This window comes from Burkholderia sp. PU8-34 (genome assembly GCF_053427725.1).
This window is the reverse complement of record NZ_JBSAXC010000002.1, coordinates 42,784-56,964: the sequence shown is the minus strand read 5'-3', so window position 1 is coordinate 56,964 and position 14,181 is coordinate 42,784. Positions and strand designations below refer to the sequence as shown.

At 69.1% G+C, this 14,181-nt stretch carries 12 protein-coding genes; 6 read left to right on the top strand and 6 right to left on the bottom strand.

Going from position 1 to position 14,181, the window contains the following annotated elements; translation table 11 throughout:
- Nucleotides 1–8: 8 nt before the first annotated feature.
- Genes ACV22Z_RS04985 through ACV22Z_RS04975 form a run of 3 tightly spaced genes read right to left on the bottom strand, consistent with a single transcriptional unit; the run spans nucleotide 9 to nucleotide 2,073 of the window.
- The gene (locus tag ACV22Z_RS04985; RefSeq protein ID WP_448075225.1) at nucleotides 9–407 is read right to left on the bottom strand and encodes a Rieske (2Fe-2S) protein; all 399 of its coding nucleotides are present in this window, start codon (nucleotides 405–407) and stop codon (nucleotides 9–11) included.
- On the bottom strand, nucleotides 404–1,063 hold the full coding sequence (locus tag ACV22Z_RS04980; protein WP_448075224.1) for an HAD-IA family hydrolase: 660 nt from the start codon (nucleotides 1,061–1,063) through the stop codon (nucleotides 404–406). Before ACV22Z_RS04980 ends, ACV22Z_RS04985 begins: the two co-directional genes overlap by 4 nt.
- A 5-nt stretch (nucleotides 1,064–1,068) precedes the next feature.
- Nucleotides 1,069–2,073: an RluA family pseudouridine synthase gene (locus tag ACV22Z_RS04975; protein ID WP_448075223.1), complete on the bottom strand. Its 1,005-nt coding sequence runs from the start codon at nucleotides 2,071–2,073 to the stop codon at nucleotides 1,069–1,071.
- Nucleotides 2,074–2,795: 722 nt separating this feature from the next.
- Between ACV22Z_RS04975 and ACV22Z_RS04970 the strand changes: the two genes are divergently transcribed.
- From ACV22Z_RS04970 to ACV22Z_RS04945, 6 genes are all read left to right on the top strand, one after another.
- Nucleotides 2,796–5,996 carry an Rne/Rng family ribonuclease gene (locus tag ACV22Z_RS04970; protein WP_448075815.1) on the top strand — a complete coding sequence of 1,067 codons (3,201 nt, stop codon included), beginning with the start codon at nucleotides 2,796–2,798 and terminating at the stop codon, nucleotides 5,994–5,996.
- A gap of 126 nt (nucleotides 5,997–6,122) precedes the next feature.
- Nucleotides 6,123–7,235, top strand: coding sequence for a GTP 3',8-cyclase MoaA (moaA, locus tag ACV22Z_RS04965; RefSeq protein ID WP_448075222.1), 1,113 nt, complete (start codon nucleotides 6,123–6,125; stop codon nucleotides 7,233–7,235).
- A gap of 12 nt (nucleotides 7,236–7,247) precedes the next feature.
- Nucleotides 7,248–7,865, top strand: coding sequence for a molybdenum cofactor guanylyltransferase MobA (mobA, locus tag ACV22Z_RS04960; protein WP_448075221.1), 618 nt, complete (start codon nucleotides 7,248–7,250; stop codon nucleotides 7,863–7,865).
- A 125-nt stretch (nucleotides 7,866–7,990) separates the two neighbouring features.
- Complete coding sequence (gene moeA / locus ACV22Z_RS04955) at nucleotides 7,991–9,289, top strand: molybdopterin molybdotransferase MoeA (RefSeq protein ID WP_448075220.1); 1,299 nt, start codon at nucleotides 7,991–7,993, stop codon at nucleotides 9,287–9,289.
- A 39-nt stretch (nucleotides 9,290–9,328) separates the two neighbouring features.
- Nucleotides 9,329–9,604: a hypothetical protein gene (locus tag ACV22Z_RS04950; RefSeq protein ID WP_006476519.1), complete on the top strand. Its 276-nt coding sequence runs from the start codon at nucleotides 9,329–9,331 to the stop codon at nucleotides 9,602–9,604.
- Nucleotides 9,601–10,092, top strand: coding sequence for an N-acetyltransferase family protein (locus ACV22Z_RS04945; RefSeq protein WP_448075219.1), 492 nt, complete (start codon nucleotides 9,601–9,603; stop codon nucleotides 10,090–10,092). Before ACV22Z_RS04950 ends, ACV22Z_RS04945 begins: the two co-directional genes overlap by 4 nt.
- Nucleotides 10,093–10,182: 90 nt before the next feature.
- Here ACV22Z_RS04945 and rmuC read toward each other — a convergent pair whose 3' ends face one another.
- From rmuC to ACV22Z_RS04930, 3 genes are all read right to left on the bottom strand, one after another.
- Nucleotides 10,183–11,670, bottom strand: coding sequence for a DNA recombination protein RmuC (gene rmuC, locus ACV22Z_RS04940; RefSeq protein WP_448075218.1), 1,488 nt, complete (start codon nucleotides 11,668–11,670; stop codon nucleotides 10,183–10,185).
- Entirely contained in the window at nucleotides 11,667–12,656 is a 990-nt protein-coding gene (locus ACV22Z_RS04935) for a 2-hydroxyacid dehydrogenase (protein WP_448075217.1), read from the bottom strand. The genes rmuC and ACV22Z_RS04935 overlap by 4 nt, the downstream gene beginning before the upstream one ends.
- Nucleotides 12,657–12,735: 79 nt before the next feature.
- Nucleotides 12,736–14,166 (bottom strand): sodium:proton antiporter, encoded by a 1,431-nt coding sequence (locus ACV22Z_RS04930; protein ID WP_448075216.1) that lies wholly within the window; start codon nucleotides 14,164–14,166, stop codon nucleotides 12,736–12,738.
- Nucleotides 14,167–14,181: the final 15 nt, after the last annotated feature.

The following is a 14,181-nucleotide window of genomic DNA, read 5'->3' as shown; positions in this document are numbered from 1 at the left end:
CGTTGTCGTCAGTCAGGGGTGGCGGGGCGCAGATCCGCGTCGGGCAACCAGAATACCGCGCGACCGTCCGGCGTGTCGCGCTCGTCGACCTCCACCGGGCGCAGGCGCGCGCCGCGGCACGGGCCGCCGACGCATTTGCCGGTGTCCGGCGCGTAGATCGCCCCGTGCGTCGCGCACATCAGATACAGGCCGGACGACTCGAAGAACTGCCCCTCGACCCAGTCCAGCTCCATCGGCACGTGCGCGCAGCGGTTCAGGTAGCCGTACGCGCGCCCATCATAGCGGACGAAGAACACGACGACCGGCTCGCCGCGCAGCGTCGCGTCGACGCGCACGCCCGCGCCGCGGTCGGCCAGCGCGTCGGCCGCGCACACCCGTACCGCCTCCGATGCGGATGCGGCGCTCATGCGAACTCGCGCAGCCAGCCGGCCAGCGCGTCGACGTCCGGCGCAACGAAGCGCGGCGCCAGAGCGGCGAGCGCGTCGGCCGAATGCGCGCCGTACGCGACGCCGATCCCGGCCGCACCCGCACTCGCGGCCATCTGCAGGTCGTGCGTCGTGTCGCCGATCATCACCGTGCGCGCCAGATCCTGCCCCAGTTCCCGCGACAGTTCCTGCAGCATCGCCGGATGCGGCTTCGAGAATGTCTCGTCCGCGCAGCGCGTCGCGTCGAACAGGCTCGTCAGCTTCGCCTGGTCAAGTGCACGGTTCAGCCCGACCCGCCCCTTGCCGGTCGCGACCGCGAGCAGGTAGCCCGTGTCGCGCAGCTCGGCGAGCAGTTCGCGCACGCCGGCGAACAGCTCGATGCGCTGGTCCTTGATCAGGTAGTGATACCGGTAGCGCTCCGCGAGGCGCGGATACTCGGCCGGATCGAGGGTCGGAGCGGTAATCTGCAGCGCGTCGCGCAGCCCGAGGCCGATCACGTAGCGGGCGGCCTCGTCGGACGGCGTGGGCAGACCGAGATCGCGGCATGCGGCCTGGATGCTGTAGGCGATGTGCGCCGTCGAATCCATCAGCGTGCCGTCCCAGTCGAAGACGATCAGATCAAATTGCTGTCGGGCCATGCGTTTCAAGCGGTATCGCGCAATGCGCTCAGTTGGTCGAGGAAGCGCCGGCATTCATCCGGCAGCGGCGCGTCGAACTGCAGCGCCTCGCCGGTCAGCGGATGCGCGAGCCGCAGCCGGTGCGCATGCAGGAACATCCGCTTGAGCGACGGCTGCGCGTTCGCGCGGGCGAGCGCCTTGTTCAGTGCGAAATCGCCGTACTTGGCGTCGCCGACGATCGGCAGGCCGAGATGGGCGAGATGCACGCGAATCTGATGGGTCCGACCCGTTTTAAGTTCCGCCTCGACGAGCGCGTACTCGGGCCAGCGCTCGACGAGGTTGAAGACGGTATGCGACGGCAGCCCGTCGTCCTGCACGCGCACGCGCCGCTCCCCTTCCGGGGTCGAATACTTGAACAGCGGCACCTTGACTGCGCGGCGGCGGCCCCAGTCGGGCTGCCATTCGCCGTGCACGCATGCGAAATAGCGCTTGTCCATCCGGTTTTCGCGGATCTGCTCATGCAGGCCGACGAGCGCGGCGCGCTTCTTCGCGAGCATCAGGATGCCGGACGTCTCGCGGTCGAGCCGGTGCACCAGTTCGAGGAATTTCGCGCGCGGACGCGCCTGGCGCATCTGCTCGATCACGCCGAACGCGACGCCGCTGCCGCCGTGCACTGCGATGCCGGCCGGCTTGTCGATGACGAGCATCGCGTCGTCCTCGAACAGCACGTCGAAATGCGCGGGCGGCACGACGGGCGTGCCGGCGCGCGCGAGGTCGGCCGCGGCCACCCGGACCGGCGGCACGCGCACGATGTCGCCATGCGCGAGCCGGTACTGCGCGTCGACCCGACCCTTATTGACGCGGACTTCCCCGCTGCGCAGGATCCGGTAAATATGGCTTTTCGGCACGCCTTTACAGACGCGCAACAGGAAGTTGTCGATCCGCTGACCGGCAGCGTTTTCGTCGATCTCGATCATCGAGACCTGGCCACTTGCGACCGAATTCTGGGATATTTTGCCTAACTCATTCATACTGAATATAATTTTGCCCAGCCTGACGTAGCGGGCGGCCTGACCGGCCGGCCTGGACGGGTTGGGTGAGGCGCAAGCGCAAACCGTCATTTTACTTGCGCCGGGGGCTGACTGCTCGCCCCGAACCAAGAGAAGCAGCAAGTTGCACGCACGGCGCCGGCCGCCGGCAAGGATCGCGCCCACAGGCGGATTCGGTCGGCAAGGCGCCGCGGTAACGGAAAGTTGGTTGAAAAGAATTTAATTGGCAGCCGGGCGGCGCGATACGCGCCCGTACCGGCTGCCGGTTGCGAAAACTACGGCGTTGCGCCCGATTTGGCCCCGCGAAGCGTGCGGGGACTGGCGACGTCAAACCAGGGAAGTACACCCCAGGCGGGAAAGTCGGGCTGGATTCGATACTCCCCGCTGCGGCCGAAGCCGCAGCATCTGCCGCCCGTCGGCGCGCGCGACTCACTGCGCGCGCCCGTGGCAATGCCGGTCTCAGGCTTAGCGCGCTTTCGCAGCGTGCGGTGTGTGAACGCCGTGCTTTGGAGCCGTATTCGCAGGTGCCCTTTGGCCGCCGGCCCCGTCGTTCGGGACCCAAGCGCCTATTCAGGCAATTCTCCCCGCCATCGTTCCCGCTCCAGCGTGCTTGTGACAACACAACAAGGCGCGGCCTGCCGTCGTCCCCGCTCTCCCGGCTGACAACCGTGAGGCGCCGGCAGCAGAGCCGCCTGGAGTCGTTCATGAAACGCATGCTGTTCAATGCGACGCAGCAGGAGGAGCTGCGCGTCGCCATCGTCGATGGGCAAAAACTCATCGACATCGATATCGAGACCGCCGGACGCGAACAGCGCAAAGGCAACATCTACAAGGGCGTCGTCACCCGCATCGAGCCGTCGCTCGAAGCCTGCTTCGTCAACTACGGCGAAGACCGCCACGGCTTCCTGCCGTTCAAGGAAGTCGCCCGCCAGTACTTCAAGGAAGGCATCGACATGCGCTCCGCGCGCATCCAGGATGCCCTGCGCGAAGGCCAGGAGCTGATCGTCCAGGTCGAGAAGGAAGAGCGTGGCAATAAGGGCGCGGCCCTCACCACGTTCATCTCGCTCGCCGGCCGCTACCTCGTGCTGATGCCGAACAACCCGCGCGGCGGTGGCGTGTCGCGCCGCATCGAGGGCGACGAGCGCCAGGAACTGCGCGAAACGATGGCGCAACTGCAGATTCCCGACGGCATGAGCATGATCGCCCGCACCGCGGGCATCGGCCGCAGCGCCGAGGAACTGCAGTGGGACCTGAACTACCTGCTGCAGCTGTGGCGCGCGATCGAGGCGGCGTCGCAAAGCGGCAACGCCGGCCAGCCGATGCTGATCTATCTGGAATCGAGCCTCGTGATCCGCGCGATCCGGGACTATTTCCAGCCGGATATCGGCGAAATCCTGATCGACACGACCGAGATCTACGATCAGGCCCGTGCGTTCATGGACATCGTGATGCCGGACAACGTCGCGAAGGTGAAGCGCTACCACGACGACGTGCCCCTCTTCTCCCGCTTCCAGATCGAGCACCAGATCGAAACGGCCTACTCGCGCACGGTGCCGCTGCCGTCGGGCGGCGCGATCGTGATCGACCACACCGAAGCGCTCGTCGCGATCGACGTGAACTCGGCGCGCGCGACCAAGGGCGCGGACATCGAGGAAACGGCAACCCGCACGAACCTCGAAGCGGCCGACGAAGTCGCCCGCCAGCTGCGTCTGCGCGACCTCGGCGGCCTGATCGTGATCGATTTCATCGACATGGAATCGGCGAAGAGCCAGCGCGAAGTCGAGCAGCGCCTGAAGGATGCGTTGAAGCATGACCGCGCCCGCGTGCAGATGGGCAAGATCTCGCGCTTCGGCCTGATGGAGCTGTCGCGCCAGCGGCTGCGCCCGGCGCTGTCCGAGGGTAGCCACGTGACCTGCCCGCGCTGCAACGGCACCGGCCATATCCGCGACACCGAATCGTCCGCGCTGCAGGTCCTGCGGATCATTCAGGAAGAAGCGATGAAGGAAAACACCGCGGCGATCCACTGCCAGGTGCCGGTCGAGGTGACCGCCTTCCTGCTCAACGAAAAGCGCCAGGAAATCAACAAGATCGAGTCGCGCTTCAAGGTCGGCATCGTGCTGATCCCGAACAAGCACCTCGATACGCCGCACTACAAGCTCGAGCGCCTGCGCCACGACGACGCGCGCCTCGACGATCCGCGCGCATCGTGGAAGATGGCCGAGGAAGCGGCCCGCGAAATGGAGTCGGAAACCGGCTACAGCAAGCGCGCCGCCGAAGTGAAGCCGAAGCAGGAAGCCGCGGTCAAGGGCATCACGCCCGAACGTCCGGCACCGAGCCCGGCGCCGCAGCGTGCGGCGGAACCGGCGCCCGCACCGGCACCGGCACCTGTCGTCCCGGCACGCGGCGGTTTCATCGGCTGGCTGAAGGGCCTGTTCGGCATGCAGCCGGCAGCACCCGCGCCGGCGCCGGCGCCCGTGCTGGAACCGGCCGCGGCCCGTCCGGTTCGCGAGCGCACCGAGAAGACCGAGCAGCGCGGCGGCGACCGCAATCGCAACCGCCGCGGTGGCGCCCAGCAGCCGCAGGGCGGCCGCGATCAGGCTGCCGCCGGCCGTGGCCAGCCGCAGCGTCCGGAGCGCGAAGGCAAGGAAGCACGCGAACCGCGTGAAGGTCGTGAAGGTCGTGAAGGCCGCGAAGGCCGTGGCCAACGCGAGCCGCGTGAAGCCCGCGAGGGTCGCGAGGCACGCGAGCCGCGTGAACAACGCGAACCGCGTGAGGCGCGTGAGCCGCGCGAACAACGCGAGCCGCGTGAGCCGCGTGAGGCACGTGAACCGCGTGAGGCACGCGAGCGCGTCGAGCAGCCGGAAGCCGTCGAAGCAACCGGCCGCGGCGAGCGTCGCGAGCGCGGTGAACGCCGCAAGCCGACCCAGCATGCGGCCACGCTCGAGACCGTGACCCGTGGCGAAAGCCATCCGGAACAGGTGGAAGACGAGGCTGCCGCAGCCGCACTGCCCGGCGCCGACGTGATGGCTGACGCCGAAGCCGGCGCGCGCGACGGCGAGGAGCGCCGCCGCCGCCGCCGCGGCCGCCGTGGCGGTCGTCGCGAACGCGAGGAAGACGGCGCGATCGTCGGTCACGCAGCGGAAGGCGCGGACGGCGAAGCCGTCGCCGTGCCCGCAGCAGAGTCGGCCGTTGAGCCGGTAGCGCACGCCGCACCGGTCGCGACGGCCGAGCCGGTGCACACCGCAGCACCGGCAGCCGTAGCCGCCGTTGCAGCAGTTGGCGCAGTCGTTGCGGAATCCGCGGCAGCGCATGCCGAACCGGCCCAGCCGGCCGCGGTCGACACGCAGCCGGCACCGGCCCGCGTCGACGAAGCCCCGGCAGCGCCCGCCGTTGCAGCGCAACCCGCCGAAGCGGTCGGCGCCGCGCCTGCGGTCGAGGCCGAAGCCGGCCCCGCCCCGGTCGCCGTGTCGCCGACCGACGCGTTCGAGGTGCCTCAAGCCGCTGCGGCGGTCGTTGCCCCGCAACCGGCTCCGGTCGCGGAGATTGCGGAAGTCGCGCCGGCCGTCGCAGCCGAAGCAGCCCCGGCACCGGCTGTCGAAGCGGTTCACGTCGAACCGGCTCACGTCGAAGCGGCTCATGTCGAACCGGCACCGGTCGCTGCAGCCGTAGCCGCACCGGTCGCCGAGCATGCGCAGCCGGCCGCCGCCGCGGCTGCTGCGGCCAGCCTCGAGACGGTGCTCACGCAGGCCGGCCTCGTGTGGGTGAACACGGACGCCGACAAGCTCCGCGCCGCCCAGGACGCCGCGTCGCACCTCCCGCGCGCGGTCCGCGTGCCGCGCGAACGCAAGGCGCTGCCGCCCGTCGACACGACGCCGATGCAGCAGGTGGAAACGACGCACCACTGATCGCGTCCGCCACGACGAAAAAGCCCGCTCCGGCGGGCTTTTTCACGTCCGCGCTGCGGGTTTCCGCCCCGGGTCCGGCCTGCCGCTTGCAGCTAGAATAGAGGTCTGGCTCGCACTTCTTTCAACATGTCCCGACGCATCATTCCCCTTGCCGACGTCAGCGGGATGCCGGACGTCTCCGGCGCCGCGCACACCCCCGACGGCCTGTTGCGCGACACGCTCGCGCGGCCGCTGCGCGACCTGCGCATCTCGGTGACGGATCGCTGCAATTTCCGCTGCGTGTATTGCATGCCGCGCGCGATCTTCGACAAGGACTATCCGTTCCTGCCGCACAGCGCGCTGCTCACGCTCGAGGAAATCGAGCGGATCGCGCGGCTGTTCGTCGCACACGGCGTCGAAAAGATCCGGATCACGGGCGGCGAGCCGCTGCTGCGCAAGAACCTCGAGTTCCTGATCGAGCGCCTCGCGCGCCTGACGACGCACGACGGCCGCCCGCTCGACCTGACGCTGACGACCAACGGCTCGCTGCTCGCCCGCAAGGCGCGCGCGCTGAAGGACGCCGGGCTCACGCGCGTGACGGTCAGCCTCGACGCGCTCGACGACGCATTGTTCAAGCGCATGAACGACGCCGATTTCGCGAGCGCCGACGTGCTCGACGGGATCTTCGCCGCGCAGGCCGCCGGCCTCGAGCCCGTCAAGGTCAACATGGTCGTGAAGCGCGGCACGAACGACAGCGAGATCCTGCCGATGGCGATGCGCTTCCGCGGCACGGGCGTCATCCTGCGCTTCATCGAGTACATGGACGTCGGCATGTCAAACGGCTGGAACATGACCGAAGTGCTGCCGTCCGCCGACGTCGTCGCGCGCATCGCCGAGCATTTCCCGCTCGTCCCGCTCGAGGCCCACACGGCAGCCGAGACCGCACAGCGCTGGGGCTATGCGGACGGCGGCGGCGAGATCGGCGTGATCTCCAGCGTCACCCAGGCGTTCTGCGGCGACTGCACGCGTGCGCGCCTGTCGACCGAAGGCAAGCTGTACCTGTGCCTGTTCGCGTCGGCCGGCCACGACCTGCGCGCACTGGTGCGGGGCGGCGCGAGCGACGCCGAGATCGCAACCGCGATCGCGCGCATCTGGCAGGCCCGCACCGACCGCTATTCGCAACTGCGCGGCAGCGCGACGCCCGATACGGCCCCCGAAGGCGCCGCAAAGCGCGTCGAGATGTCGTACATCGGCGGCTGACCCCGACGCGCGATGCCCGCTTCCGCTCCCCCGTCGATTGCCGGCCTGCTGCTTGCCGGCGGACGCGCGACGCGCATGGACGGCGCCGACAAGGGCCTGCAGCTGCTGGACGGCACGCCGCTCGCGCTCCACGTGCTGCGCCGGCTCGCGCCGCAGGTCGATGAGACGCTGATCAGCGCGAATCGCCACCTCGACCGCTACGCCGAGCTCGGCGCGGCGTTTGGTGCACACGTGGTGGCGGACGCGACACGCGACTTTCCCGGCCCGCTCGCCGGGCTGCTCGCCGGCATGCGCGCCGCGCACGCGCCGCTCGTCGCGTGCGCCCCGTGCGATTCGCCTTTCCTGCCCGACGATCTCGTCGCGCGGCTGCATGCGGCGCTCGTCGAATGCCAAGCGGACATCGCGATGGCCGTCACCGTCGACGCGCGGCAGCAACGTTCGCCCCAGCCGACCTTCGCGCTGCTGCGCACGTCGCTCGCCGACGATCTGGCGGCACGGCTCGGCGCCGGCGATCGCAAGGTCCGTGCGTGGTACGCACGCCACAAGACGGTCGAAGTCGAGTATCACGACGAGCGTGCGTTTTACAATGCCAACTCTTGGCAGGAACTCGCCGCGCTCGCCCGTCGCTGACGGCACCGGCCCCGTTCCCGCCCGCCGCCCTGCCGCACGCGACACCGCGCTCACCCACCGCTCTCGTCCTGCCGGCCACGAACCCCGGCCACGAACCCGATAAGCCTCGCGGCGCAGTCCGACTCATGACCACGCACTCCTCGCCTGCTTCACGATCCGCCCCAGACGATCACACGCCGATGTCGCTCGCCGATGCGCAAGCGCTCGCGTGCCATTGCGCGGTGCCGGTCGACGCATGCGACACGGTGTCGCTGCGCGACTCGCTCGACCGCGTGCTCGCGGCCGACGTGAATGCGCCGTTCGACATCCCGGCATACGACAACTCGGCGATGGACGGCTACGCGTTCAATGGCGACGACTGCGCGCACGCGTCGCCCGACGGCGACGTGACGCTCGCGATCGCGGGCACGGCCTTCGCCGGCCGGCCGTTCGACGGGGCCGTGCCCGCGCACGGCTGCATCCGCATCATGACAGGCGCGCCGCTGCCCGCCGGGTGCGACACGGTGATCCCGCAGGAACGCGTAGCCGTGCAGGACGGCACGATTCGCTTCGCCGCGCGCGACGTGTCGCGCGGCGCGAACTGCCGCAAGGCGGGCGAAGATCTCGCGCGCGGCGCGTGCGCGCTCGCCGCGGGCCGGATCCTGCGCCCGGCGGACCTCGGACTGCTCGCGTCGTTCGGCATCGCCGACGTGACCGTCCGCCGCCGCCTGCGCGTCGCCGTGTTTTCGACCGGCGACGAGTTGCGTACGCCCGGCGCGCCGCTCGACCGCGGCACGCTGTACGACAGCAACCGCGGGATGCTGGTCGCGATGCTCGAACGCCTGAGCGTCGAACCGGTCGATCTCGGCATCGTCCGCGACGATCCTGCTGCACTCGAGGCGGCGCTGCGCGGCGCGGTCGCCGCGCAGGTCGATGCGGTGATCACGTCGGGCGGCGTGTCGGTCGGCGAAGCGGATTTCACGCGCGACGTGATGGCGCGGCTCGGCGACATCACGTTCGCGAGCCTCGCGCTGCGGCCCGGACGGCCGCTCGCCTGCGGCATGCTGGCGCCGCCGTCCGCCGGCGCACGCGGTGCGCTGTTCTTCGGCCTGCCCGGCAATCCTGTGGCGTCCGCGGTGACGTTTCATGCGATCGTGCGTCCCGCGCTGCTCGCGATGGCCGGCGCACACGTGCCGCCGTCCGCGCTGTATCGCGCGTTCAGCACGCAGCCGCTGAAGAAGCGCCCGGGCCGCGCCGAATACCTGCGCGGCATCGCCACGCGCGCCGCCGACGGCAACTGGCACGTCGCGCCGGCCGGCTCGCAGAGTTCCGCGTCGCTGAGCGGGCTCGCCGCCGCCAACTGCTTCATCGTTCTCGGCCACGATGCGGGTGCGATCGACGCCGGTGCGCCGGTCGACATCCTGCCGTTCGACGGCCAGATCTGAATTCCACAATCGGTATATCTCTACGGGGGCAATCCACACATGAAAAAACAAATTTCGTCGATCGCCGCGGGACAGACCGCCAAGGCGCTGATCCTCGTCTACCTGACGTTCAGCGTGCCGATCGTGCTGCTCGGCATCCTCGTTGCCTACATCCGCTACGGGATGGTCGAACTGAGCACGATCCTGAGCGCGCTGCTGCTGAACGCAATCCTCGGCTTCGTGCTGCTGTGGATCGCCTGCCATGCGTACAACTGGGTGGCGTCGCGCTTCGGCGGCATCGAGATCGTGCTGTCCGATCCGCCGGAGGAAGCATGAGCGGCACCCCGCTGATCCGCGCGGCCGACGCTCGCGACGTCGGCCCGATCCTCGCGCTGATGCGCGAGCTGGCCGAGTTCGAGAAACTCACGCACCTGTTCGTCGCGACCGACGACGATCTCGCCGATGCGCTGTTCGGCCCGCATCCGGCCGCAGAGGCGCTCGTCGCGGAACGCGACGGCGCACTCGTCGGCTATGCGCTGTTTTTCCATAACTATTCGACGTTTCTCGGCCGTCGCGGCCTCTATCTCGAGGATCTCTACGTGCAGCCGTCGCAGCGCGGCACGGGCCTCGGCACCGCGATGCTCCGGCGGCTCGCGGCACTCGCCGTCGAGCGCCGCTGCGCACGCTTCGAATGGTCGGTGCTCGACTGGAACCAGCCCGCGATCGATTTCTACGAGAAGATGGGCGCGACCGTGCTGCCGGAATGGCGCATCGTGCGTGTGACGGGCGACGCGCTGGACGCGCTCGCGTCGGCCGTTCAGTAGCCGCGGCTGCGCGGATCATCTCCGCAAAACGGAAAACGGGCGCCGACGGCGCCCGTTTTGCTACAGCCCACCCCGCACGACGGATGCGGGTCAGGCTTCGTCGGTATCGGCCCCTTCCGCCGCGTCCGCCCCTTCCGCGCCGAGCAACCCGGCCGCCGTGTCGCCCGGCAGCGCCTCGACCTGCTTGAGCTTGCGGTTCATCACGCGCGTGCGCTGTTCGGCCGCCTCGATCGAACGCGTGACCGTCTCGAGCTGCGACTTCGTGCGCGCGAGCACGTCGCCGAACTTGCCGAATTCCGTCTTCACCGCACCGAGCACCTGCCAGACCTCGCTCGAACGCTTCTCGATCGCCAGCGTGCGGAATCCCATCTGCAGGCTGTTCAGCAACGCGGTGAGCGTCGTCGGGCCCGCGACCGTCACGCGATAGTCGCGCTGCAGCAGGTCGGTCAGCCCCGGGCGGCGCAGGATTTCCGCATACAGCCCTTCGGTCGGCAGGAACAGCAGCGCGAAATCGGTCGTGTGCGGCGGCGCCACGTATTTCTCGGCGATCGTGCGCGCTTCCGCCCGCACGCGCATTTCGAGCGCGCGCGCCGCCTCTTCGACCGCGGCCGCATCGGCGCGCTCCTGTGCGTCGATCAGCCGCTCGTAATCCTCGCGCGGGAATTTCGCGTCGATCGGCAGCCAGACCGGCGGCGCTTCGCGTGTGCCGGCGTCGCGTCCCGGCAGGCGGATCGCGAATTCGACCCGCTCGCTGCTCTTCGGCACGGTCGCGACGTTCTTTGCGTACTGGTCGGGCGTCAGCATCTGTTCGAGCAGTGCCTCGAGCTGGACTTCGCCCCACGTGCCGCGCGTCTTCACGTTGGTCAGCACCTTCTTCAGGTCGCCGACCCCGGCCGCGAGCGTCTGCATCTCGCCGAGCCCGCGATGCACCTGCTCGAGCCGGTCCGACACCAGCTTGAACGACTCGCCGAGCCGCTGCTCGAGCGTCGCGTGCAGCTTCTCGTCGACGGTGCGCCGCATCTCCTCGAGCTTCGCCGCGTTGTTCGTCTCGATTTCCTTCAGGCGCTGTTCGAGCGTCGCGCGCACCTCGCCAATCCGCCGGTCGTTCGCCTCGGTGAGCTGCGTGAGCTGCCGGTTCAGCGTGTCGCCGAACAGCCGAAGCGCCGCGGTCTGCTCTTCGCGCGCCTGCTGCGCCTGGCGCTGCAGGCTGTCGCGCATCGCATCGAACTGCTGCGTATTGCCGGCAACGAGCTTCGCGAGCTGCTGCGCGAACCCGTCGATCTGGCTGTTCTGTACGGTCGCGACGCTCGTCATCTGCGCGGCGAGCGTCTGCTGCAGCCGTGCGAAACTGCCCGCCAATTCGGTGCGCGAGCCGCGCGAACCCTCGACGATCTCGCCGCGCAGCTCGCGTTCGAGCCGCTCGAGCGCGCGCCCCTGCGCATGCGCGGCATCTTCGATCTGATCGCCGAGCAGCGCCGTATCGTCGTGGCGGCCGCCGCCCCGCACGATCGCGACGATCGCCACCACCAGCGCGACGGCCAGCACGACGACCGCCGCAAGCAACAACGTCATCGTCATGCGCGCGTCTTCCCGATCACGTCCGGGTTGATCGGATTCGGCGGCCGCCCCGCACGCGGCCCGGCGCCCAGCGCGGCGATCAGGTTGTCGGCCGCGAGATTCGCCATCGCGCGGCGGGTCTTCTCGGTCGCGCTCGCGATATGCGGCGTCAGCACGACGTTCGGCACCTCGAGCAGCGCCGGATGCACGCTCGGCTCGCCCTCGAACACGTCGAGGCCCGCCGCCGCGATTTTCCTGTCGCGCAACGCGGCGGCCAGCGCCGCGTCGTCGACGATCCCGCCGCGCGCGATGTTGGTGAGCGTCGCGGTGGGCTTCATCAGCGCGAGTTCGGCCGCGCCGATCGTGTGGTGGTTTTCCTTCGTATACGGCAGCACGAGCACGACGTGGTCGGCACGCGACAGCAGCGCTTCTTTCGACACGTATTCGGCATTCAGCTCGGCCTCGATCTCCGGCGCGACGCGCGAGCGGTTGTGATAGATCACCTGCATGCCGAAACCCTTCGCGCGGCGCGCGAGCGCCTGGCCGATACGGCCCATCCCGATCACGCCGAGCGTCGAGCCGTGGATGTCGCTGCCGAGGAAACCGTCGTACGCCCACTTCTGCCAGTGGCCGGCGCGCAGCCAGTGCTCGGACTCGGCGATGCGCCGTGCGGCCGCCATCATCAGCGCCCAGCCGAAATCGGCGGTGGACTCGTTCAGCACGTCAGGCGTGTTGGTGCCGAGCACGTTTGCCGCATTGAACGCCGCCATGTCGAAGTTGTTGTAGCCGACCGCCATGTTCGCCACAACGCGCAGGCGCGGCGCCGCCGCGAGCGTGTCCGCGCCGATCGGATCGCCGGCCATCAGCGCGCCGTCCTTGTCGGCCAGGCGTGCGGCGAGCGCGTCGGGGGCGAGCGCATCGCCGTTGTTCCAATCGACTTCGAAATACTGCTCGAGCCGTTCGATCACGTCCGGGAAGATCGGACGCGCGACCAGGATCTTCTGCATCGCCATCTCCGCTTGTCGCCGGCGGCCCGTCGCGCGCATCGCGCGACCAGCCGCCCGCTGATTGTTGAAAACTGTCAGCTTACGCCGTGAAGAAGATCCACGTCGCGAGCAGGAACACGGGCACCAGCACGACGATCGCCCAGCCGAGATACGCGAAGAAGCTCGGCATCTTCACGCCGCGCGATTCGGCGATCGCCTTCACCATGAAGTTCGGCGCGTTGCCGATGTAGCTGTTCGCGCCCATGAACACGGCGCCCGCGGAAATCGCGGCAAGCGTCGTCGCGCCCGTCGTCATCAGCGATTGCGCGTCGCCGCCCGCGAGGTTGAAGAACACGAGATAGGTCGGCGCGTTGTCGAGGAACGACGACAGCAGCCCAGTCGCCCAGAAGTACATCGCGTCGACCGGCTTGCCGTCCGGCCCGGTGACGAGATGGACGATGGGTGCGAACGCGCCGTCCGCGCCCGCGCGCAGGATCACGATCACCGGCGCGATCGTCACGAAGATGCCCGCGAACAGCTTCGCGACCTCCTCGATCGGCGCCCAGTTGAACGCGTTGCCTTCGCGCGCTGAACGCGGCGTCAGCGCGAGCGATGCGAACGTCACGCCGATGAGCGCGACGTCGCGTACGAGATTCTGCAGCGCGACGTGCGTGCCCCACACGTCGAACGTGATGCCGGGCTTCCAGATCCCGCTCATCAGCACGAGGCCGATCACCGCTGCCAGCAGCACGAAGTTGATCTTGCCGTCGATCGACAGCGCTTCGCCGTCGGGCGTCGGATCGACGGCGGCCGGCCGCTCTTCGCCGCCCTTCCGGTAGAAATACGTATCGAGTACGAAAAACACGCTCAGCAGCACCGCGCAGATGAACAGCATCGGCAGCGCGAGATGCGTCGTCGTCCAGAAGAAGCTCACGCCGTTCAGGAAGCCGAGGAACAGCGGCGGATCGCCGAGCGGCGACAGTGAGCCGCCCGCGTTCGCGACGAGGAAGATGAAGAAGATCACGACGTGCACCACGTGCTTGCGGTTGTCGTTCGCGCGCAGCAGCGGCCGGACCAGCAGCATCGCCGCGCCGGTCGTGCCCATCACGCTCGCGAGCAGCGTGCCGAGCGCGAGGATCGCGGTGTTGAGCTTCGGCGTGCCATGCAGGTTGCCGTTCACGCAGATACCGCCCGCAACCGTATAAAGCGCGGTCAGCAGCACGATGAACGGGATGTATTCCTCGAGCAGCGCGTGCACGAGCGTGCCGAACGCGGTGCCCGCGCCGAACGCGGACGCGAACGGAATCAGGAGCGCGATCGCCCATGCGGCCGCGATCTTGCCGAAGTGGTGATGCCAGAACACGGGCGCTGCGAGCGGGAACAGCGCGATGGACAGCAGAATCCCGGCGAACGGGATGCCCCAGAGCGCGGACAACGTGGCGCCGTCAAGCGTCGCGGCCGATGCGAGCGCGGGAGCGGCGCCAAGCGCAGCCCCCGACGCCATGCCCGCCCAGGCGGCATGTCGTTTCATGCGGTACTTCCTTGA